General features: G+C 57.6%; 18 protein-coding genes. 8 read left to right on the top strand and 10 right to left on the bottom strand.

What is annotated here, in order from left to right; genetic code table 11:
• Positions 1-95: 95 nt before the first annotated feature.
• The 6 genes from GWK63_RS08130 to GWK63_RS08105 form a co-directional block, all read right to left on the bottom strand.
• Positions 96-1091, bottom strand: coding sequence for an isopenicillin N synthase family dioxygenase (locus GWK63_RS08130; RefSeq protein ID WP_007398698.1), 996 nt, complete (start codon positions 1089-1091; stop codon positions 96-98).
• 67 nt (positions 1092-1158) lie between these two features.
• Positions 1159-1941: an ABC transporter permease gene (locus GWK63_RS08125; RefSeq protein WP_039999051.1), complete on the bottom strand. Its 783-nt coding sequence runs from the start codon at positions 1939-1941 to the stop codon at positions 1159-1161.
• Positions 1941-2774: an ABC transporter permease gene (locus GWK63_RS08120; RefSeq protein WP_007398696.1), complete on the bottom strand. Its 834-nt coding sequence runs from the start codon at positions 2772-2774 to the stop codon at positions 1941-1943. The genes GWK63_RS08125 and GWK63_RS08120 overlap by 1 nt, the downstream gene beginning before the upstream one ends.
• Positions 2771-3835, bottom strand: a complete 1065-nt coding sequence (locus tag GWK63_RS08115) for an ABC transporter ATP-binding protein (protein WP_007398695.1) — start codon at positions 3833-3835, stop codon at positions 2771-2773. Before GWK63_RS08115 ends, GWK63_RS08120 begins: the two co-directional genes overlap by 4 nt.
• 36 nt (positions 3836-3871) lie before the next feature.
• Positions 3872-4909, bottom strand: coding sequence for an ABC transporter substrate-binding protein (locus tag GWK63_RS08110; protein WP_007398694.1), 1038 nt, complete (start codon positions 4907-4909; stop codon positions 3872-3874).
• Positions 4906-5898, bottom strand: a complete 993-nt coding sequence (locus tag GWK63_RS08105) for an isopenicillin N synthase family dioxygenase (RefSeq protein ID WP_039999047.1) — start codon at positions 5896-5898, stop codon at positions 4906-4908. The genes GWK63_RS08110 and GWK63_RS08105 overlap by 4 nt, the downstream gene beginning before the upstream one ends.
• A gap of 100 nt (positions 5899-5998) precedes the next feature.
• Between GWK63_RS08105 and GWK63_RS08100 the strand changes: the two genes are divergently transcribed.
• The 6 genes from GWK63_RS08100 (at position 5999) to GWK63_RS08075 (ending at position 13442) form a co-directional block, all read left to right on the top strand.
• Positions 5999-6925: a nucleoside hydrolase gene (locus GWK63_RS08100; protein WP_007398692.1), complete on the top strand. Its 927-nt coding sequence runs from the start codon at positions 5999-6001 to the stop codon at positions 6923-6925.
• 92 nt (positions 6926-7017) lie between these two features.
• Positions 7018-7887 (top strand): NAD(P)-dependent oxidoreductase, encoded by an 870-nt coding sequence (locus GWK63_RS08095; protein ID WP_157772005.1) that lies wholly within the window; start codon positions 7018-7020, stop codon positions 7885-7887.
• Positions 7888-8240: 353 nt separating this feature from the next.
• The gene (locus GWK63_RS08090) at positions 8241-9071 is read left to right on the top strand and encodes a TauD/TfdA dioxygenase family protein (RefSeq protein WP_166498141.1); all 831 of its coding nucleotides are present in this window, start codon (positions 8241-8243) and stop codon (positions 9069-9071) included.
• A 109-nt stretch (positions 9072-9180) separates the two neighbouring features.
• Positions 9181-11598 carry a TonB-dependent receptor gene (locus GWK63_RS08085; protein WP_007398688.1) on the top strand — a complete coding sequence of 806 codons (2418 nt, stop codon included), beginning with the start codon at positions 9181-9183 and terminating at the stop codon, positions 11596-11598.
• A 267-nt stretch (positions 11599-11865) separates the two neighbouring features.
• Positions 11866-12636: a class II aldolase/adducin family protein gene (locus tag GWK63_RS08080; protein WP_039999117.1), complete on the top strand. Its 771-nt coding sequence runs from the start codon at positions 11866-11868 to the stop codon at positions 12634-12636.
• A gap of 134 nt (positions 12637-12770) precedes the next feature.
• Positions 12771-13442 carry a GntR family transcriptional regulator gene (locus tag GWK63_RS08075; RefSeq protein WP_050800690.1) on the top strand — a complete coding sequence of 224 codons (672 nt, stop codon included), beginning with the start codon at positions 12771-12773 and terminating at the stop codon, positions 13440-13442.
• A gap of 124 nt (positions 13443-13566) precedes the next feature.
• Here the strand turns inward: GWK63_RS08075 and GWK63_RS08070 are convergent, their stop codons facing one another.
• Positions 13567-14472: a LysR family transcriptional regulator gene (locus tag GWK63_RS08070; RefSeq protein ID WP_007398684.1), complete on the bottom strand. Its 906-nt coding sequence runs from the start codon at positions 14470-14472 to the stop codon at positions 13567-13569.
• A gap of 179 nt (positions 14473-14651) precedes the next feature.
• Between GWK63_RS08070 and GWK63_RS08065 the strand changes: the two genes are divergently transcribed.
• A complete protein-coding gene (locus tag GWK63_RS08065) occupies positions 14652-15653 on the top strand; it encodes an ABC transporter substrate-binding protein (protein ID WP_039999041.1) in 1002 nt (333 codons plus the stop codon).
• Positions 15650-17014 (top strand): amidohydrolase family protein, encoded by a 1365-nt coding sequence (locus tag GWK63_RS08060; protein ID WP_007398681.1) that lies wholly within the window; start codon positions 15650-15652, stop codon positions 17012-17014. The genes GWK63_RS08065 and GWK63_RS08060 overlap by 4 nt, the downstream gene beginning before the upstream one ends.
• Before the next feature lie 21 nt (positions 17015-17035).
• Here GWK63_RS08060 and GWK63_RS08055 read toward each other — a convergent pair whose 3' ends face one another.
• The 3 genes from GWK63_RS08055 to GWK63_RS08045 form a co-directional block, all read right to left on the bottom strand.
• Positions 17036-17542, bottom strand: a complete 507-nt coding sequence (locus GWK63_RS08055) for a DUF2165 family protein (RefSeq protein ID WP_007398680.1) — start codon at positions 17540-17542, stop codon at positions 17036-17038.
• A gap of 200 nt (positions 17543-17742) precedes the next feature.
• Positions 17743-18807, bottom strand: coding sequence for a nucleoside hydrolase (locus tag GWK63_RS08050; protein WP_039999039.1), 1065 nt, complete (start codon positions 18805-18807; stop codon positions 17743-17745).
• Positions 18808-18965: 158 nt separating this feature from the next.
• Positions 18966-20528, bottom strand: a complete 1563-nt coding sequence (locus tag GWK63_RS08045) for an adenosine deaminase family protein (protein ID WP_007398677.1) — start codon at positions 20526-20528, stop codon at positions 18966-18968.
• Positions 20529-20565: the final 37 nt, after the last annotated feature.

The raw sequence follows: 20565 nt of genomic DNA, 5'->3' as shown, positions 1-20565 counted from the left end.
TTCGTGCCGGGATTTTCCGGTCCGATGCAGGCGCGGCCCGGCGGACGGCGCTGTCGTGATCCATGGGGCCGGGACCAGATCCGAAAAAGCGGGTTTTACTGTGTTGAACGGAATTTGTTCATAAGATAGGTGCCGGACCTGACAGGCGAGAAGACAGGCGGATGCCCGGTGGAAACGCAGTTGGGCAGCGCTTCGATCATACTGTCCCAGTCCGGCTGCTGGAAAAAGGCCAGTGACTGGCGCCGGTCCTGCCCCTTGCGGCTGGAGGGCGGGTTGACGACACGGTGCACCGTGGAAACCCAGCGGTTATTTGTCCATAATGCCATCAGATCCCCGATATTGATGACAAATGCATCCGGTATGGCGGGTACGGCCTGCCATTGCCCATCCGGCCCCAGAATTTCCAGCCCGCCAGAACCCTGTTGCGGAAGGAGTAGCGTGAGCGTACCGTAATCGGAATGGGCCCCTGCCCGTATCTGTCCCGGCTGTGGCGCGGTGTCCTGTTCCGGATAGTTCAGGCCACGCAGGGAACTGATCGGTGCCCTGAAATAGGGGTTGAAATAGGCTTCAGGCAGGCCCAGCGCGCAGGCAAACAGGCGCATGATCCGTTCCGCCAGCTTCTCCATCGCGTCGTAATAGGCGATCCACGTGGCATGAAAAGCAGGAGAGACGGCGGACCATGGCGTGGGGGCGTAGCAGAACGCCAGTTCATCCGCGCCTTCACGCCCGGTCAGGGGATGGATCGGGCCGCAGCTGAAGCTTTCCTTCAGGTCTGGCAGCAGGGGGCCGCGATCCATGCCGGCGCGGGATCGTGCCAGTGCCTCGCTTTTGACTGTAAAATAACCATAGGGGTCGCCCGGCTGCCGGGGGCAGGCCTTCAGCTTCTGCTCCAGGGGCAGGTCAAAGAATTTTCTGGTCTCGTCCCACATGGTTTCAATCAGGTCTGCCGGAACGCCATGTCCGGTGATGGCCAGGAATCCCGATCGCCTGCATATCGTGTCAACCCTGCTGCCATATTCCAGCCGTCCGGTGCTGGAAGTGGTTTCAAACTCATGTAAATTGACAAGTGGAAAGTCATGCTGTGCGGTCATGTCCATTCTCCCGTTGATATGGTGGAGGGAATACGTGTTCCAATACTGTTCAGTGTCCGGATACGGGTTATTTGGTGAAGCGGTTTCCAAATATTGTTTTTGTCATGATGACGATCAGGAACGTAACGATGATGCTGAATGTCGAGACCGCTGCGGCCTCGGGGGTGAAATTCAGTCTCAGATAATCGAACAGCTGTATGGGAAGCGTGGCTGTCCCGACATCCTTGAGCAGGAAAGATGTTGAAAACGCATCGAAGGAAACAATGAACCCGAACAGGCAGCCACTTGTCAGGCCGGATTTCATCAGCGGCATGGTGACACGATAGAACGTGACGAAGGGTGAGGCCCCCAGACTCCGTGCCGCCAGTTCCCATGAGGGGTCGAAGCTCCTTAATGACGTGGAGACGTTGATATAGATGAAGGGCAATGTCAGCAGTACATGGCCCACCAGCAGCGCCACGGAATAATGCACCCCGATGCCCATCGCATAAAAGAAGAACAGCAGGCCGATTGCCGTCAGGACTTCAGGCAGGACCAGTGGCAGGGTCATGCCCAGTCGGACAATATTGGCAAGGGCCGGTGTGGTGCGCATGCTAAACAGCGCGGCCATCGTGCCGATAACGGCGGAAATGGAGGTGGCCGCAACCGCTATTTCCATTGATTCGATAAAGGCCCGCAGGAATACGGCATTATGGAAGAATGTCCGGTACCATCGCAGCGACAGTCCCTGTGGCGGAAATGTCAGGAACGCGCCAGCATTGAACGAGGCAAGCACGACAACAAGTATGGGTGCCAGAAGAAAAAAATAGACGGCGCAGCACAGGACCGGCAGCAATCGCGGCATATTCATCAACGGCTCCAGCGCAGGGGGGTCAGACGGAAAAACACCAGCACGATCAGGGCGCCAATGGCACTGAGCACAAGCGCCTGCGCGGCACCGAAAGGCCACTGGAACGCATCGATCAGGGTATTGACCACAGTCATGGGCATGGTCTTGACCCGCATGCCGCCAATCAGCATGGGCGTTACATAAGCACTGACGGACAGGATGAAAACAAGGACACAGCCGGACTGGATGCCGGGCATTGTCAGCGGCAGGATGATCCGCCGCATCGTTATGGCGGGCGATGCCCCCAGACTGCGGCCCGCCAGGAAAAGCGCGGGATCAAGACTTCGGATCGTGCCAAAAATCGGCAGGATCATGAAGGGCAGGAAAACATGGGTCAGCGCGATTACGATGCCCAGGCTGTTATACATGAGTGGCAGCACCGAGCGGGTCAGCCCGATATCGCGCGCCAGACGGTTCAGGATGCCGTTATTGCCCAGAATGACGGTCCAGCCATAGGAACGGACCACGATACCAACCAGCAGGGGCATCAGCACAATGCCCTGCTGGATGGCTCTGGCCCGGGCGGAAGAATGCGCCATGAACCAGGCAACGGGAAAGCCCAGCACCAGTGTCGCGCAGGTCGTAACCAGCCCGATCCATAGTGTCATGGCGGTCTGGTGGACAAGATAGCCGTCCGTCAGGACCTGGACATAGTTCCGCAGTGTAAATCCGCTGCCATAGGGCCTGTCATCAGCGGCAGGGTGCAGGCTGATGAAGATGATGTCGATATACGGAATGACCAGGAAAACCAGCAGGACCACAACGGCCGGCAGGATCAGCAGATATTTCCTCATGGCCTGCAATCCGGGATAACCCACAGGGGGGCATCGGCCAATCGCACCCCTACCCTGTCACCGCCCGCATGGGATGGGGGCGTGGCGGTCTGGACATGGAGCTGCTGCCCGTCTGCCAGCGCCAGTACGTAATTTGTCAGGTTCCCACCGTACTGGACTGAAATGACGGTTGCTGGCACCGCGTCGGATGCCGCCGGTGGCGTAATGCATATGGATTCCGGGCGGATCAGGATATTCCTGGCCGGGGCGGGCGCCGTGATCGCGCTGCGTCCGTCAAGCGGGCGGGTGCCCAGGGGCGTCACGACAGCCAGTCGGCCATTATCATGCGCAACATGGCCGACAAGATAATTTGCCTGCCCGACAAAACTGGCGACCTGAAGGCTACCGGGGCATTCATACAGGTCACGCGGCGGGGCAACCTGCGCCACGCGGCCACCAAACATCACCACGATCATGTCCGACATCGCCATGGCTTCGGCCTGGTCATGGGTGACATAAATGGTTGTTATACCGATGCGTTGCTGCAGTTCCCGTATGAACACCCGCATCTCCTCGCGCAGGATCGCATCCAGGTTGGCCAGCGGTTCATCCAGCAGCAGTATCCGCGGTTCGATCACCAGCGCGCGGGCCAGGGCTACACGCTGCTGCTGGCCGCCGCTCAACTGGCGGGGATGGCGGTCTGAATGGTCTGCCAGATGCACAAGATCCAGCACGGCGCGTACCCGCTGGCGGATGGCATCGCGCGGCAGCCTGCGCATCTCCAGGCCAAAGGCGACATTCTGCCCCACCGTCATGTGGGGAAACAGGGCATAGGACTGGAAAACCATGCCGATGTCACGCTGTTCTGGCGGCAGTGCCGCGACATCCTGCCCGTCAAAAAGGATGCGCCCCCTGTCGCAGGCATCGAAACCCGCCAGCACGCGCAGGGTGGTTGATTTGCCACATCCCGAAGGACCCAGAAAGGATACGAAATGCCCGTCATCTATCGATAGGGAAATATCATCAAGCGCACGTGTCCTGCCGAAGTGGCGCGTCAGATTTTCAATTGCAACGGTGGTCATTCAACCTCTTTCCCAAATATGTGCGCGTGCAGGGCATTATCCGAAAGTGCGGGACCAGCGCTTATCAAGCTCGACGGCGTTCTGGTTGATCCAGTGCCAGTCCATGGGCAGGATCTCTTTCATCCTGTCGCCGGTAACGGGCACGGCGTCAGCAAGGTCCGGCGGGATGACGACCGTGCTGTTGACGGGGGAGACAAAGAACTTCTGGGCCAGCATAAGCTGTGTCTCGGGTTCCAGTATGAAATCAAGATAGCGGTACGCCATGTCCCGTGCGCCGGCGTTGACACAGATGGTAAAGGTCTGGTCCCACATCAGCATGCCTTCGCGTGGCATGATGCACGCGACCGGCAGCCCCTGCCGGCGCAGGCGCGCGATTTCACCAAAATCGAACGGAGAGACGACAATCTCGCCCGTGCCCATCATGGTGGACATGTTGAAGTCGGTCTGCAGCACGGGGCCAAGCCGCCCCAGGGCGGCGAATGCCGCGTCCATGTCGGTCGGCCCGCTGCCGAACATCTGTCCGGCCAAGCATAACATGGCTTTTCCAACACTGTTCTGTACATTGTACAGGCCGATCCGTCCCCTGAATTCCGGGTTGGTCCACAGGTCACGCCAGCATGTGGGCGGGTTTTTCACAAGGTCCGTGCGGTAGCCGATGCCAATGGGTGAGATCATGCCAATGACGGCCCATCCGTTCTCGATCAATGCCGTGGGATAAAGTTGCCGGGCATGCGGCAGGCGCGAGAAATCCAGTTTTTCAAACTGGCCCGCGCGCAGCAGGGGTTCCACAAAGACGTCATTCATCATCAGGATGGAGTAGTCCGAATGTCCGGGGCCGGACGCCCGTAATGTCGCACTGAATGTCCGGCCAAATCCTACATCCAGTTTTACATCCGCGCCGGTGCGGGCAATAAAACGCGGCATCAGGTCGTCACGCCAGAACGTTTCCCAGCTGCCACCATAGGTTGTGACAACAAGCGGTGGCGGAGCCGCCCGGGTGGCCCTTCCCACCAGTGCGCCCGTCAGGCCCACGGCCCCGCCAGCAATCAGGTGACGGCGCGACAGACCGCTCATTTCCCGTCAGCCTGACGGTAGGTATAGTTCCGGTTCAGCCGCTCCATGAGGTAATCCCCCCAGCAGACAGGGGGATGAAGCGGCGTATCGCCTGCATGCAGCAGGGACGAAGGGCATTCGATGACGCTCTGCATCGACGGATCAAAGAAGAATGGCTGTGAGAAACGGCGCCTCCCCGAACGGTTGATGACCCGGTGCGGGGTGGATGCAAACCGGCCGTTGGACCAGCGGGAAAGGATGTCACCCACATTCATGACGAATGTATCGGGAATGGGCGGTGCGGCAATCCATGTGCCATCCTTGCTGCGCACTTCCAGTCCTCCGCTATCGTCCTGGGCCAGGATGGTGATGAAACCATAATCGGTATGGGGCGCGGCACCGATGCCGTGCTGGCTGTCCCGTTCCTGTTCCGGGTAATGCAGCAGACGCAGGAAAAGGGTGGGGCAGTCGAAATGCGGCAGGAACCATGTGGGCAGCAGCCCCAGCGCTTCTGCCAGCGCGATCGTGATGTCCCGGCCCAGGCGGGACAGTTCTGTCATGTAGCGCAGGGCCATTTCCCTGAGTTCCGGCACGTCCGCCGGCCACTGGTTCCGGCCCTGTAACGGTTGTCCGGCACGCTCCCGCAGTTCCATTTCGCTGAGTTCATGCATGATCATGAGCGAATCGCTCAGATTGGGCTTGGACACATTGTCGACTGTCGACGTTTTAAGTGTCGAGCTGCTGTACGGAATGAAACCACGATGGGCCGTGTTTATCCGGATCCCGTTCTTTGTAATTTCAGGCAGGTCATGGAACCGGATGGCCGTCTCGCGCAGTCCGTCCACCAGTTCGGCAGGAATGCCATGGCCGGAAAGATAAGCAAAACCAACCGTTTCCAGTGTTTGACCCAGTTGTGAAACGGCTGCGGCACGGGTGTCGGACGGCGTATGGTCGCGCAGGGGGCCAACATCTATGACGGGTATTTCCTGCGGGTGTGTTTTCTGTTGCACAATTACCCTCAACCGATGATTATTGGTAACGATAAAAAGATTATTTCGAAAGAATGACATCGCCATGAATCAAATTCAACCGGTATTAATGCCCTGTTCCTTGATAATTGACACGGACCCCGGACATGATGACGCGTTCGCCATTCTTCTGGCACTGGCATCTTCCAATGTAACGGTTCTGGGGCTTACGGCCGTTGCCGGCAACATTCCGGCCCGCATGGCGGCCGAAAATGCCCGGCGTATTGTCGAACTGGCGGGGCGCGCGGAAGTCGAGGTCAGGACAGGGGCGGACCTGCCCCTTTTCCGCCCGGCCCGTCACGCGCATGACATTCACGGCAAGACCGGCATTGATGGCTATGACTGGGCCGATCCGGAGGTGCCCCCGTGTGGGGGGTATGGACCCGAGTGGATCATTTCCACAATCCGCCAGCATCCTCCAGGCACCATCACCCTGCTGGCGCTTGGACCTTTGACGAATATCGCACAGGCATTCCGGCGCGCGCCCGATATCGTTGCCCGTCTGGCTGGCATGGTGATGATGGGCGGTGGTTTTTTTGAGGGCGGCAATGTCACCCCCAGCGCGGAGTTCAACATTGTAGTGGACCCGGAAGCGGCATCCATCGTCTTCCGTTCCGGCGTCAGGCTGACGGTGCTGCCGATTGACTGTTCCAACAGGGCGCTGATGCCCGGGGGATGGGCGGATTGCTGTGCCGCACTGGGCACCCGGACCGGTGATGCCTGTGCGGGAATGATCCGGTTCTTTGAACGGCACGGCAACGCCAAGTATGGCACCCGGACACGGCCCCTGCATGATGTACTGGCCATGGCATGGATTCTGTGGCCGGAGCTGTTTTCAGGCCGCGCCTGTCATGTCGGGATTGAAACCAGCTCCCCCCTCACGCTGGGCATGACGGTCGTGGACTGGTGGCATGTACTCGGGAAGGCGCCCAACTGCCTGTGGTTGCGTGACTGCGACCATGAAACCATATATGCCCGCATCCTTGAATGTCTGTCGCGCCTGCCATGACCCTACGCCCTGAACGGTTGGTTATCTGCAATCACCTGGGGCCAGCACTCCAGGCTGTCTGTGCCAACCTGCCATATCCCGGCATCCGGGTTGTGGATGGAAACCCCGGAAAGCCGTGGCAAATCCCCGAGGAGACCGATATTCTCGTCACCGGGCCGATAGAAGGCTGGCAGGACGCACCGTCACGCCCCCCTTCTTCCTGGCCTGGAAAACTGCGGTGGATCCAGCTTTCATCCGCTGGGGTGGATTTCTATCCGGAATGGCTTCTCGACGGGCCGCCTGTCGCGCTGGCGCGCGGGGTCAGCGCAGCTGACATTGCGGAATATGTGATGCTGGCCATCCTGCGTGTCGAAAAACATCTGGACCAGATCACGCTCAGAAGTCGAGCGGCCTGGATGCGGCATGATATTGGTTCCGCGGCAGGCAGGGTTCTTGGCATCATCGGCTTCGGAGCGGTTGGACATCAGGTTGCCCGGCGGGCCAGGGTGTTTGACATGCAGATTCTGGCCTGTCGACAGTCGGCATGGATTGAACCACCCCCATCGGGTGTGCGGGCCGTAGCCGATGTGCGGGACATCCTGGCGCGGTCGGATCACCTGCTGCTGTCCTTGCCCCTGACGTCCCGCACCCGCCATATGATGGATGCGGACATGCTGGCCCATGCCAGGTCCGGGCTGCATATCATCAACGTTTCACGGGGCGGGGTCATGGATCATGCAGCATTGCTGGCGGGACTGCGGAGCGGGCGCATCGGCCACGCCACCCTGGATGTAACGGACCCCGAACCCCTGCCCGCCGGCTCCCCCCTGTATGGCCGGGAGGACGTGCTGCTGACGCCCCATGTCGCGGCAAACGGACGGGATACGCAGCACAGGTTCATCAGGAAATTTATCGAGAACATTGACCTGTTCTGTAAAGGGCATCCCCTGCTGGACGTATATGACAGGCATCGTGGATATTGATCCGGGTCAGTAACGAATCACCTGTGGTGACAAAATCTGGCCATGCACGTTTGATTCCCGTCCCGACAATTGTTTGGATGTTATTTTTTTTGCCGCCTGACACATATGATATGATGGAAGTTCCGGCATTGGAATCTGCCCGGCCCTCATGACCACGAATGCATGCTTTCATAAAAATACAATGAAATGAGTATCTTTCGTTCCGGAATGAAAACCATATTTACTGACAGTTTTTACTATGTGTGTGTATGGAGAAATAAGTGCCCAGCTCAACTTTTGTCCTTGTTAAAATACTTATTGACAGAAAGTAGGTGTTTCGGCTGTCTTGATACGAACAAGTCGGGCGAGATTCCATGAATATACGAGATTTGCTCCCTTCGTTTGGGTCGACTGTCGACAATATAGACATGCGTACCCTTTCAGTGTCTGAACGCGCTGAACTGAAAAAAGCCCTGAATGAGCGCGGCGTTCTGGTCATAAGGGAACAGTCACTGTCAGCAGCGGAACTGCTGGAAGTGGGCCGGAAGTTTGGTCTTGTTGAATACACGGTCCGCGGGGATTTCCAGCATCCCGATGTACCGGATGTCTATGTTATTTCCAATATTGTTGAAGATGGAAAGCCGCTGGGCAATCCTAATGACGGATTTGCATGGCATACCGATCTCAGCTTTCTGGAAAACCCCACGGCATTCACGTTCCTGTACGCAATCGAGACCCCACCCGTCGGGGCAAATACGGAGTTTGCCAGCACTCAGGTTGCCTATGACCGTCTTCCGCCTGCGCAGCAGGACGAATTTGATCATATCAGGGTAAGGCATAGTTATGAAATGCTGCATGCCACACGCAGGAACGCCGCCCCTCTCTCGGCTGAGGAACTGCAGAGAATGCCCGATGTGATCCATCCCCTGGTGCGTACCCATCCCGATACAGCCAGAAAAGCATTGTATCTGGGGCTTAATACCTCCCTGCCGGTTGGTATGGACCCCGAGGAAGGCCAGAAACTGATTGAAGATCTCATGGCGCGTACCACTATTAACGGACCCGTCTATTCACACGAATGGCAGCCGGGGGATCTGGTCATATGGGACAATCGTCTCATGCTGCATCGGGCAACTGACTATGACAAAAAGGCTTACCGGCGGCTGATGTATCGGGTCACGGTTAAGGGAGAGCGGCCTTTTTAAAGAAGGCCACGACCGTGGACCCGCCTTTAATTAATTTCGATACCGTTATGATTGAAAACAAGACAGTAGGAACGTCTGGAACTTTCCCCCATAGATAAGGAAATGACTGATGAAAACTTATACATTCACAGGTTTTCTTGCTGCCTCGACAATTCTTTCTTATTCTGCCCTGGCGCAGTCAACGGTTGCACACGGAAATCACCCTGCCACGCAGCAGGCTTCAGCGCCGCAGAAGTCCGGTACGGCCTCCCCTCCCCCTTCAAAGGTGGAAATTCTCAAGGTTCTGGGCCATGTGCTGCCCAACGGGGTGAACCGTCAGGCCGTGGGCGGCGGGCTTATGGTCAATGTCACCGACCCCAAGGCCCGACAGGTTGTAACGCAGGACTACATTGCAAAGCAGGTCCCTTCCGCCAATCCGGAACAGTTGCTGCAGTTGCAGCCCGGTGCCAACGTGACCAAGGGGGACCCCTTCGGCCTGTCTGTCGGACACATGACGGTGCGCGGCCTTGATATCAGCGAAATTGGCTGGATGTTCAATGGTATGCCATTCAATAACGGCGCGGTCTATCCGAATGAAATCGTGGATAGCGCCAATCTCTCCTCGATTGCCCTGACGCCAGGCTCTGTCGATTTTGATGTTCCCACATTTGGCGCGGCGGCTGGCGTGGTTGACATGACATTCAGGGAACCCGCGCACAAGGCGGGTGGTTATATCAATCTTGGTTACGGATCCTATAATTACAACAACGAATTCATCCGCCTTGATTCAGGCGATATCGGCCGTTCCGGCGTGCGGGCCTTTTTCTCTTTCTCCCATACCTTTGCTGATGCATGGCACGGGCCGGGCTATAGCCAGAGGCGCCATATCGACTTCAAGATGGTGAAGGATTTCAAGAACGGCAGCAGTTCATCCCTTTCCGTAGCCTGGAATCATCAGGAGTTCATTCTTGATCGCTGGCCGACCATGTCGCAGTGGAATCAGGCAGGCACGAAGTGGACATACGCCTCAACCTTTACCCCGGGCACCAACACATTCTGGGGTATGCATATGAGCGCGTTTGATAACGTTGCTGTCAGTGCACCCAACCATATCAAGCTTACCCCCGCGGCAGAAATTGTCTTTACCCCGTATTTCTTTCATGGCCATGGTGCCGGTCCCGGTGGTGCCAACGTGACCGAAACGGGCCTTTATTCGGGCGCGGAAAAGGTTCCGTTCATTTCGCTGCCGCTTTCAAATGGAACAGGGGCGAATGCGAATTCCACCGAAGTCTTTACGCCGACAATATATGACCAGTTCCGAAGTGGCGCGAACCTGGCCTTCAATTACAAACTGAAGCATCATACGCTGACATTGGGCTACTGGTATGAATACCAGAATGCCTCCACCGTCGGGTTGATGGAAAATATCAAAAGCAATGGCATGCCGGTCAGTCTGTGGGGGAGTTCCGGCATCATCAATCTGCCGAACGGAACACCTTATAAATCATCCCAGACACTTACGCTTGGGCAGGTCAATGGGCATTATATCGGTGACCGGGCTCATTTCTTCCATGACAGGCTTGAAATTGACGGTGGCTTCAAGGAAGTCATGTATACGGAACGCGGCTATAACGGCATTAGCGGGGCGACGCCAACAACCCTGGTTGCCGGGGCAGAATATAACCGGAATGTTCATTATGCCGTACCCCTGCCAACCCTGGCCGCCCGGTACACGTTTAACGAAAACCATATGATATTCCTCAACGGTGGCACCAACTTCCTTGCCCCGGCCTCTTCCCAGCTTTTTGATGTTTTCAGCATGACATCCGGTGCCCAGACCCAGCAAGGCGGCACAAGCCTCAAGCCGGAATATTCCATTGTTGAAGAAATCGGGTATCGGTACCATGACAGGCTTCTGAGCGGGTCTGTCACGTTCTTTAACTATAATTTCACCAACAGGCAGATCAGCACGACGCTTGAACAGAACAATGTTCTTGTTACCCAGTACATGAATGCCGGTGGACAGACGTCACGCGGCGTTGATGTGGAGATTGGTTTCCGGCCATGGCACCACCTGCGTCCATTCCTGTCTGGCGAATATCTGAACGCGACAACGGATAGCAACATGATTACGTCCAGCGGAGCCTACCTTCCCACCGCCGGCAAGACAGCCGTACGGTCGCCCCACTGGATGGGTTCGGCCAGCCTGGATTATGATGACGGGCATTTCTTTGGTAATGTCAGTGCCCATTATACCAGTTCACAATATTCGACCTTTATGGATGATGAAAAAATGCCTGCCTATGTCACGGCGGACATGACGCTGGGCTATCGCCTTCAGCAGCTGGGTTTTGCCAAGTCCCCTACCGTGCAGATGAATTTCGTCAATATTGCCAATAACCATTATCTTGGTGGTGTTTACACGGTACAGAACAATGCCCATGCCGCGCGTGCCATGAATGGCAGCACGGTTCAGGCTTCCGGATCGCCCACATATCTGCCGGGTGCCGGTTTCGCCGCGGTTGCAAGTATATCAACGGCTTTCTGAGTTGCAAGTATATCAACGGCTTTCTGAGCGGCGGAAATTAAATTGTCGACAATCGATTTTGTTTCTGTTAATCCGCTCCAGACTCGGAGCATGCGATGTATCATTTATAATGGAATTCGGTTTCACCCTGCTGTTCGTAAACATGTATTCAACAATGGCAGGGCTTGATCCCTGAAATAACCGCTTTTTACTGTTATCACCTGATAATATGTAATGATTGCCCGGATCGGGGAATATACAAAACAGACAGGGGAGGAGACCCATAGAATGGCAGCAGGGTTGTGTAATCTGTTAAAGATATCACCAGAGGAACGCATGGTGCGGCAGGAACTGGCCGCATTATATCGGCTGGTGGCTTATTTCGGGATGTCCGATATCATCTATACCCATATCAGTGCCCGTATCCCCGGAAAGCCCGGCCGGTTTCTGATCAACCAGTATGGCATGCTGTTTCATGAAATCTGTGCGTCCAGCCTGGTGGAGGTAAATGAAGAGGGTATCGCGTTATCCGAAAATCGCGAAGTGGATGTTCAGGTCAATCCGGCCGGTTTCAATATTCATGCGGCCGTACATGCGGGACGGCCTGACATAAACTTTGTACTGCATACGCATACGCGCGCCGGTGCTGCCGTATCATGTCAGAAACAGGGGCTGTTACCGATCAGCCAGCAGGCTTTGATGTTTTATAATCGCCTTGGCTATCATGATTACGAAGGCTTTGCGCTTGATGTTGCCGAACGTCAGCGCCTGATTGCCGATCTGGGTGAAAACAAGGGTCTTGTCCTGCGCAACCACGGGCTGCTTGTTGTCGGCCGTAATGCGGCCGAAGCCTTCAATCGTATATATATACTTGAAAAAGCATGTGACATTCAGATTGCCGCCCTGTCAGGGGGGGCGGAACTGGCCATGCCGGCCCATGAAGTCATGGAACTGACCGGCGATCTTGCATCACCAGAGGGGGTGGCCGATTGGGAATGCCTGGCCTGGCAGGCCGTACTGCGCCTGCTTGATAACCAGCCAACCGATTATCGTTCCTGAGATGCCCGGAACTGCTGGCATATGTAAATGGATGGAAGGGTCAGGGTTCAGCAGTTCGATATCGACGTATGTTTTTTTTCACATCATTATGTCCCCGCCTGTCATTTCATATAGGTCTGTAGGGTTCGGGGAGAATGGGTGTGTTGCCGAAAGATAACGAAGCTCTGCCACGTCTTATTGGTGAGAGCCTGATAGACATTATCGCAGAGTCGATCATCTGTCTTGAATTTGAACCGGGCACCCAGCTGATTGAGGAAGAATTCTGCAACCGTTTCAATATCAGCAGGGCACCCGTGCGTGAGGCCCTGCATGTGCTGTGTTCTGAAGGACTGCTTGAACGCAAACCGCGGCGTGGCGTTTTTGTCCCGTTCCTGTCAATAGAACGGCTGGATGAAATATGCGCCTGCCGTGTACCGCTGGAAGGGCTGGCCGCCGCCAGCGTTGCCCGCACCGCCACCAGTGCCATCATTGCCCAGCTGGAAGCCTGCCTGAATGATATGAAACGTGGCATCAGACGCGGGAATACGGAAGATGCCTTCGTTGCCAATGTCCGTCTTACGACCAGTATTCACATGAACTGTCAGAATTCGACATTGCAGAAAATCCTGACAACACTGGACCGTCAGGCATTGCGGTACCGTTTTTTCTGTTACAATAAACGTTCGGATTTCATCAAGAAAAGCCTGAACAGTAATGCACTCATCGTACAGGCCATACGGGAGAAAAATGAAACGGATGCCAGTATGCTGACGCAGGAACTGGTGCAGGATAGCTGGAAAATGATCAGGAATATTATCAAGGATTGAAAATCCCGTCAGCCATGGATGCTGCCCGATTGCGACGTTACCGGCCATGGGGGCACGGATAACAGCAAAGTCGGCAGCGCCCCCCTGCCCCTACCCCAGCCCCTGCAATCTGCCCCTGCGTTCCCTATCCGGCACCCGGCACGGTCTCGATAACATGCCGGAAACGGTCCAGTAAAATACGGGCCAGCGTATTGCGCCCTGCATGCGGGGTGATGATGGAAAGGGACTGGCGCCGGATATCAATATTCCGTAATGGAACATAGATCAGATCGCCACTCCTGACTTCCGCGGCAATGTCCAGCGCGGTCAGAAATGTCATGGCATGGCCGGTCGAGACGATCCGGCGCATTGTTTCCACCGAATTCGTTTCGATAACGGGATCAAGTTTCGTACCGATGCGTGCGGCCAGCAGGTCCAGATGCGGCCGGATCGACATGGCGCAGTCACCAATGATCATGGGATACTGGATACAGTCCATGAAAGTGACCGATTTCCTGCGCGCCAGTTCATGCTGGGGCGCGACAACAGCCCCAAGCGGGCATTCCCATGCATGAAAGACATCAATGCCGGGACTGGGCGGAAAGTCAAACCCGATACCGACATCGATTTCACCGGCCAGGACATCGCGGATGATGTCATTTTGGGAAATGATCCGGACATGCAGGCGGATGTCGCTGCGGTTTTCACGCAGATCCGAGATGACGGCGGGAAGGATGGTCGTGGCCGGCCCGTTCATGATCCCGATCATGACATCGCCACGCCGCAATCCCTTTATGTCATCAATAAGCCTTTGCGTCTGTTCCATATCTTTCAGCGTGCGGCGCACATGCCGCATCAGCACCTCGCCCGCGGGTGTCAGGACCAGCCTGCGTGGCGTGCGGTGAAAGATCGGTGTTCCCAATTCGGCCTCAAGTGCGAGCACCTGCCGGTTGATGGCGGTAGAGGACGTATGCAGCTTCTCCCCTGCCCTGCGCATGGACCCGTGCTGCACGATGGCATCAAGGTAGCGAAGCAGTCTTGCATGCAGCATCCACACACTCCTTCATACCGGTTCTTCCGGCCCGCACACCCTGCCGGACATTGGCATGACCTGCCGCATGCTAGCCTACCGCACGCAAAAAGGCAGCGCTTGGCGCGAAAATATATGCTTCTTACGCATCCATGCCTGGTTCTACACTGATATCAGGCGATAACGGAGAGAGCATGCCGATGACACAGGGTATCAGCCGCAGGACGGCCCTGCTGGGCCTTGCCGGTGGCGTAACGGGGCTTTCCATGCCATCAATCCGCCGGGCGCGGGCGGCCACCCCCATAAGGTTTGTCATGTCGTGGTACGCGCAGGCCGAATTCGGTGGTTTTTATGAAGCGCTGGCCAAGGGCTATTATGCATCCGAAGGACTGGACGTTCAGATCGAGGCGGCAAGCCCGCAGATGAACGTGCCCCAGCTCCTGCTTGCCGGGCGGGCCGATTTCATTACCGGCTATGACTTTCAGGTCCTGTCGGCCGTGGCGTCCGGTATTCCACTGGTTGCCGTTGCCAGCACGTTCCAGCATGACCAGCAGGGTCTCATGACGCATGATGGCATTACGTCACCTGAACAGCTGCGTGGGCATCCCATCCTGATCGCCAGCAGTTCGCACGCGACATTCTGGCCATGGCTGAAGGAAAAATACGGTTTTGATGATTCCCAGGCCGCCCGCTATACATTCAATCTCCAGCCTTTTTTCGCAGATCCGTCAGCCGCTGTTCAGGCCTATGCCTCCTCTGAAATCTGGGATGCGCGGCAGCGCGGCGTCCCGGTACGGTTTTTCCAGTTTGCCGGGCTGGGATACCCGCCCTATGGCGCACCCATCGTGACAACACGGCAGAAGATCGCGCAACAGGGTGATACCGTCGGGCGTTTTGTAAAGGCATCGCTCATGGGCTGGCGCGATTACATGAATGACCCCGCCATGGGCAATGCGCTGATCCAGCAGGCCAATAACCGCATGACACCGGAACATCTCGCCTTTGGCCTGAGTGCCCTGCGTGATGCGGGTGCCCTGCTTTCCGCAGATACGGCCGTGCGGGGGCTTGGCACCATGACGGCCGAACGCTGGAAGGCCACGCGCGACTTCATGGTGGCACACAAGCTGCTGGCGGAAAGTGCCGACTGGCAGGCCGCGTTTACCACAACCTATGTCGATGCGCTTCGGATCATGCCGTCATGAACACTCTGATCTACAATACGGCCGGTATCCTGACGGGCCTGCGGGGTGCTGCCGCGCGGGCGCAGGGCAGCATCCGCATCCGCAATGGACGGATTGCGGAGATTGGGGACCTGTCCCCCCTGCCCGGTGAAATTGCGCTGGATGCCAAAGGTGGCGTTGTAACCCCGGGGCTGGTCAGCACACACCACCATCTTTTCCAGACAATGCTGAAAGGCATTCCCGCTGCAATCAACAAGCCGCTTGAGCCGTGGCTGCGCCTGGTACCCAATACCTACTGGAGCCGGATAGACGAACGGGCGCTCAGCGTGGCGGCCCGGGTGGGCATGGTGGAACTCCTCCTGTCAGGCTGCACCACTGTTGCTGACCATCATTACCTGTTTTCCGGCCTGTACGCCTACAATCCGGCGGATGTCCTGTTCGAGACGGCACGGCAGTTGGGCCTGCGTTACGTCCTGGCGCGTGGGGGTACAACGCAGGCAAGAAAATTCGATACTGATGAGATCATCCCCGCGCCCACCGAACCGCTGGATGTCATGCTCAGGCGCGTGGGGGACCTGGTGGGGCGTTATCATGACCCCTCCCCCACATCCCGGTGCCGGGTGGCCTTTGCCCCCAACACGCCTACATGGGGTGTGACGCCGACGGAACTGCGCGAATCAGCATCGGCAGTGCGCAGCATGGGTATCCGCCTGCATTCACACCTGTCCGAGACGACAAACTATGTGAAATTCTGCCTGGAAACCTACGGCATGCGGCCCCTGCAGTTTGTTGCCGAACACGACTGGGTTGGCCCGGATGTCTGGTTCGCCCATCTGGTGCATCTGGATGAAAGCGAGATTGCACTTATGGTGGAAACCGGCACGGGCATGGCCCACTGCCCCCAGAGCAACTGCCGCCTGGGTTCCGGCATTGCCCCGGCCGCCGCGCTGGATGCACGGGGGGGGCGTGTGTCGCTGGCCGTTGATGGCGCCGCATCGAACGAAGCCTGCGACATGGGGGCCGAGATGCACTGCGCGTGGATGATCCATCGTGCCGTTCACGGTGCCGATGCGGTCACGGCTGAAGATGTCATGCGCTGGTCCACGTCTTCGGGGGCGTCGGTTCTGGGGTATTCCGAACTGGGCAGCGTGGCCATCGGGCAGATTGCCGATCTGGTCGTCCATCGGCTTGATTCTCCCCGTCATGCCGGTCTGCATGACCCGCTGATCGCGCCAGTCGTGTCAGGCGCTGCCAGTGTCCGCCATGTGCTGGTGGGGGGGGAACCTGTTGTGGTGGATGGAACGGTTCCCGGCCTGGATCTTGAACGCCTGCTGGATGAAGCCAGGAGTGTTGTGGGGTGCCTGGACCGGAAAACCCCCTGATCCCGTCCGGATCAGGACGGCTCAGCCCGGCCCGTCTTCTTTCTTGCGAACGTACAGGCACATGAGCATCATCATGCTGATGAACTGGAAGGCCGGCTGCTGTCCGTTCCATGAATGCGATTGCCACATGGCAAACCATTCACCCCCCACGACGGTAAAGCCGAAGAACCAGACCAGAAACCCCATCATCGTGCCCCACGGGACCAGGCGGGTGGCGTGACGGAACGTGGCCGGATTGCTGCGCAAGGCGCGAAGCATGGCGCAGGCGGCCAGTATGAACAGGATGCCGGTCGCGCCCTCGCACGCAATAATCAGGTCATAGCCCGCCTGCCACACGACCGGTGAGGTCATGGCGCGCCACATGAGCCGGTTATGGGGGAAAGTCGTGTCCATGCTGAGGACATGACGCACGAACTGGTAATTGGAATCATAGTCCGTAATATTATTGAACATCACGATCAGGCCAAAGCAGCCGAAGGCTGCGACCATGACGGTCTTGGACAGACGTTCACCATCAATGCCGGTCATGTTTCTTTTATTCTCCCTGCCCGCATGGAATGACGGGTTCTGGCATACGTCCAGCCGCCGCCAGTGGCCCTGGCCGGATCAGCATCGCATATCGTAACGATGTGGCAATATAGGGAAAATCGGTTTACGGACGCATTTCCATGCCGGTTCCACGGCTGTCATGCCCATGCGGGTGGTTTATCGGTCTGCCAATGCGTTTTTTAATGGCCACGCAGCGTCTGGGCAAACAGGGCGCGCACCCCGTCTGAATCCACATCGGTGCAGATGCTCTGCTCGGGCCGGTTGTCCCACGCATTGGGGGGGAAGTTCTTGCCCGCGGGTTTCTGGATTGATTCCCCATCCGCCACGCCGCCACAGACAACACGGACCGCCCCCCTGCGTGTCCTGAACAACTCCGGCCTGAGCAGATAGGCGCTGGCCGAGGCATCATTCACATACATGGCATCCAGCCCCAGCCGCTGTTTGTGGAACGCCATGTAGAAACGTGTCACATCCCATATCAGCGCGCTGGCCGCGCCACCCTGATCGCGTATGCGCTGCAGATAGGCATCGGTCATGGTGGTCTGGAATGTTACATCCACGCCCACGATCGTCATGGGCCATGCTGCCCCACACACCAGGTCGGCCGCCAGAGGGTCGCCCCTGAAGTTGGCTTCGGCCGCAGGCGTGACATTCCCCAGGTCACCATGCAGCCCAAAGCCGCCGCCCATCACGATAACCTCCCTTGTCAGGCCCGCAATGGCGGGATCGTGCCGCAGGGCCAGCGCAAGATTGGTCAGCCTGCCCAGTCCCAGGATCGTGACTTCGTGCGGGTGGGCACGGACCATGTCCACAATCATCTGCCAGGCGGGGCGCCCGTCCACCGTCCGGGTCAGATGGGTGGGCAGCGTGATGTTGCCCATCGCATTATCGCCATGGATGAAGGTTGGCGCCGTATCGGTGCGGTTGTCGAGCGAAATGCCGGCCCCTCTGGCCACGGGGGCCTGTATGCCGAATTTTTCCGCCAGGAACAGGGCATTGCGCGTGGTATTGGCCAGCGTGCCATTCCCGTTGACGGTGGTGATGCCAATGATTTCCACTTCCGGGGCGAAATGTACCAAAAGCAGGGCCATGGTGTCGTCCACGCCAATATCGGCATCGACAATCACCTTGCGTGGTGTGGGTGACGGGGCGGCCGCCGCAAGTGGCGCGGGCCGGGCAAGCCCCCCAGCCAGCAGGCCACCCGTGGCCGCAAGGAAATACCGGCGTGAAAACAGATCCGTCATGATGTCTTCCTGTCTGGCTGCGATTTTTTACGGGCGTGGGCATCGGGCGGCCATACCGCCCCGTTACCCGTATCCATGCATGAAGGGCCGCGGGCCGCAGCCTGCGTCAGGGCCGGGTGTGGAAACGGGAAATGACTGGTTGGGAAATCATGATGGTTTCATTTTTTCCTGAACAGATCGTTTTTGTTTGTACTGTTTTCAAAGGCCGCGAATTTTTCCTCCAGTATCCATTGGGCCTGCGCTTTTTCATTCTGCTGCAGGAAAGTAGCGCAGGCTGCCGGAACGCGTTCGGGCCGCATGCCGGCATGGGCACAGGCGGCCACCGGACGGAACGGCGCGGTCCGTGCCCACAGGCTGCTGCCGGGCAGGAAGGAATATTCCAGACCGGTACGGGAAAGATCCTTGAATTCATGATAGGTGAGCGGCCATGTTTCTGCCGCGCGCACGTATTCATGCGTCAGGTTGATCCGTTCCACCCCTTCATCGTCGGTGGAAAACGCAACCGGAACACCAGCGGCCCGATAAAGCTGGAATGGATGCGCATTGCCCCGCACGCCCAGTATCTGGTCGTTACTGGTCTGGTTTATCTCCACCATCACATGCCGCCGGGCCATTTCGGCCAGCGTGGCGCTGGCATCCTGTTCGTAAGCCATGTCCACGCCATGGCCGATCCGGCGCGCACCGGCAATCCGGACGGCCTGCGCGATATGATTCCACAGCCCTTCCGGCGGGACCAGACCCTCGGCCAGTTCACCCGCATGCAGGCTCAGATTGACCTGCGGATCAAGCCCGGACATGAACTGGAACATGCGCATATGCAGGTCATAGTCACGCATGGCAACCAGATTGTCTTCCGGTGCGACAATATTCACGCCTACAAAGCGCGGATCAGCCCGGACAAGGGCATAGGCACCCGAAATCTGGGAAAAGACGACAGATGGGCTCAGCGTGCGGAGCGTGGCATACAGGTAACGCACCCTTACCCCGCACCCCGGAGCGGCCTGCGGCGTGCCGCAGTGCAGCAGGGTGTGCATGCCGGCTTCCATGCGGTCGGTTTCCTGGCGGGCCTGCGTCAGGAACTGCTGTGTCTCCGCTGGGGAATAGCTGGTTTGCGCCGCCGCGAAATCCTCTCCCCGTAGCGGATTCTTCTGCCCGCGCTGGATCAGTGCCCCGATATCGGGCGAGATCATGAGTTCGAGATAGGTCGTGTGGTCATCCGCCGCGCGTGTGACGGCTTCGGCCAGCATGGCCCCCTCATGCGTTATTCCCATGCCGGGGGCGAACCGGGGGAAGGTACCAAAAAACTGGTCATGGCCCGATGCGACATCCGCCGAAGGATGGAAATTACGCATGGACAGGGAATTGACCATGCTGTCTTCCGTACGACTGTCTGCTTCCACGGTGGCGGCATTGACCATCTGCCCCCTGCCCTGTGCGCAGTGTTCGGACTTTATGGCCTTGTGGTCCAGATCCACGCACAGACCATCCTGGGCCGCCCAGCGCAGCGTGTTTTCCGCATATATCGCACCGACAAGATGGTTGTGAAGATCAGCCCCCTTGGGGAAGTCATGCATGAAGACCTCAAGCATGGAATGATCATGCCGCAGCCGTGCAAACAGCTGCGCCGTCGTCTCTTCGGAAGAAGACGCCGCGGCCGGGTTGCATGCGACAAGTAACGAAGAGACCGCCAGGATGGACGAGGCTGTCGCCAGCTTTACCATGATTTCATTCTCCAGCTATCGGCAATACGGACACAGT

Source organism: Komagataeibacter rhaeticus, assembly GCF_011611525.1.
Classification (GTDB): Bacteria; Pseudomonadota; Alphaproteobacteria; order Acetobacterales; family Acetobacteraceae; genus Komagataeibacter; species Komagataeibacter rhaeticus.
The sequence above is the reverse complement of the archived record's forward strand: the minus strand, read 5'-3'. Positions and strand labels throughout refer to the sequence as shown.

What these genes read in the sequence shown, in the direction of transcription:
- GWK63_RS08110 (WP_007398694.1), bottom strand. Translation starts at nt 4,909, where the DNA reads ATGAGCGGTCTGTCGCGCCGTCACCTGATTGCTGGCGGGGCCGTGGGC.
- GWK63_RS08130 (WP_007398698.1), bottom strand. Translation starts at nt 1,091, where the DNA reads ATGACCGCACAGCATGACTTTCCACTTGTCAATTTACATGAGTTTGAA.
- GWK63_RS08125 (WP_039999051.1), bottom strand. Translation starts at nt 1,941, where the DNA reads ATGAATATGCCGCGATTGCTGCCGGTCCTGTGCTGCGCCGTCTATTTT.
- GWK63_RS08050 (WP_039999039.1), bottom strand. Translation starts at nt 18,807, where the DNA reads ATGACGGATCTGTTTTCACGCCGGTATTTCCTTGCGGCCACGGGTGGC.
- GWK63_RS08085 (WP_007398688.1), top strand. Translation starts at nt 9,181, where the DNA reads ATGAAAACTTATACATTCACAGGTTTTCTTGCTGCCTCGACAATTCTT.
- GWK63_RS08055 (WP_007398680.1), bottom strand. Translation starts at nt 17,542, where the DNA reads ATGACCGGCATTGATGGTGAACGTCTGTCCAAGACCGTCATGGTCGCA.
- GWK63_RS08075 (WP_050800690.1), top strand. Translation starts at nt 12,771, where the DNA reads ATGGGTGTGTTGCCGAAAGATAACGAAGCTCTGCCACGTCTTATTGGT.
- GWK63_RS08115 (WP_007398695.1), bottom strand. Translation starts at nt 3,835, where the DNA reads ATGACCACCGTTGCAATTGAAAATCTGACGCGCCACTTCGGCAGGACA.
- GWK63_RS08080 (WP_039999117.1), top strand. Translation starts at nt 11,866, where the DNA reads ATGGCAGCAGGGTTGTGTAATCTGTTAAAGATATCACCAGAGGAACGC.
- GWK63_RS08060 (WP_007398681.1), top strand. Translation starts at nt 15,650, where the DNA reads ATGAACACTCTGATCTACAATACGGCCGGTATCCTGACGGGCCTGCGG.
- GWK63_RS08070 (WP_007398684.1), bottom strand. Translation starts at nt 14,472, where the DNA reads ATGCTGCATGCAAGACTGCTTCGCTACCTTGATGCCATCGTGCAGCAC.
- GWK63_RS08090 (WP_166498141.1), top strand. Translation starts at nt 8,241, where the DNA reads ATGAATATACGAGATTTGCTCCCTTCGTTTGGGTCGACTGTCGACAAT.
- GWK63_RS08065 (WP_039999041.1), top strand. Translation starts at nt 14,652, where the DNA reads ATGACACAGGGTATCAGCCGCAGGACGGCCCTGCTGGGCCTTGCCGGT.
- GWK63_RS08045 (WP_007398677.1), bottom strand. Translation starts at nt 20,528, where the DNA reads ATGGTAAAGCTGGCGACAGCCTCGTCCATCCTGGCGGTCTCTTCGTTA.
- GWK63_RS08120 (WP_007398696.1), bottom strand. Translation starts at nt 2,774, where the DNA reads ATGAGGAAATATCTGCTGATCCTGCCGGCCGTTGTGGTCCTGCTGGTT.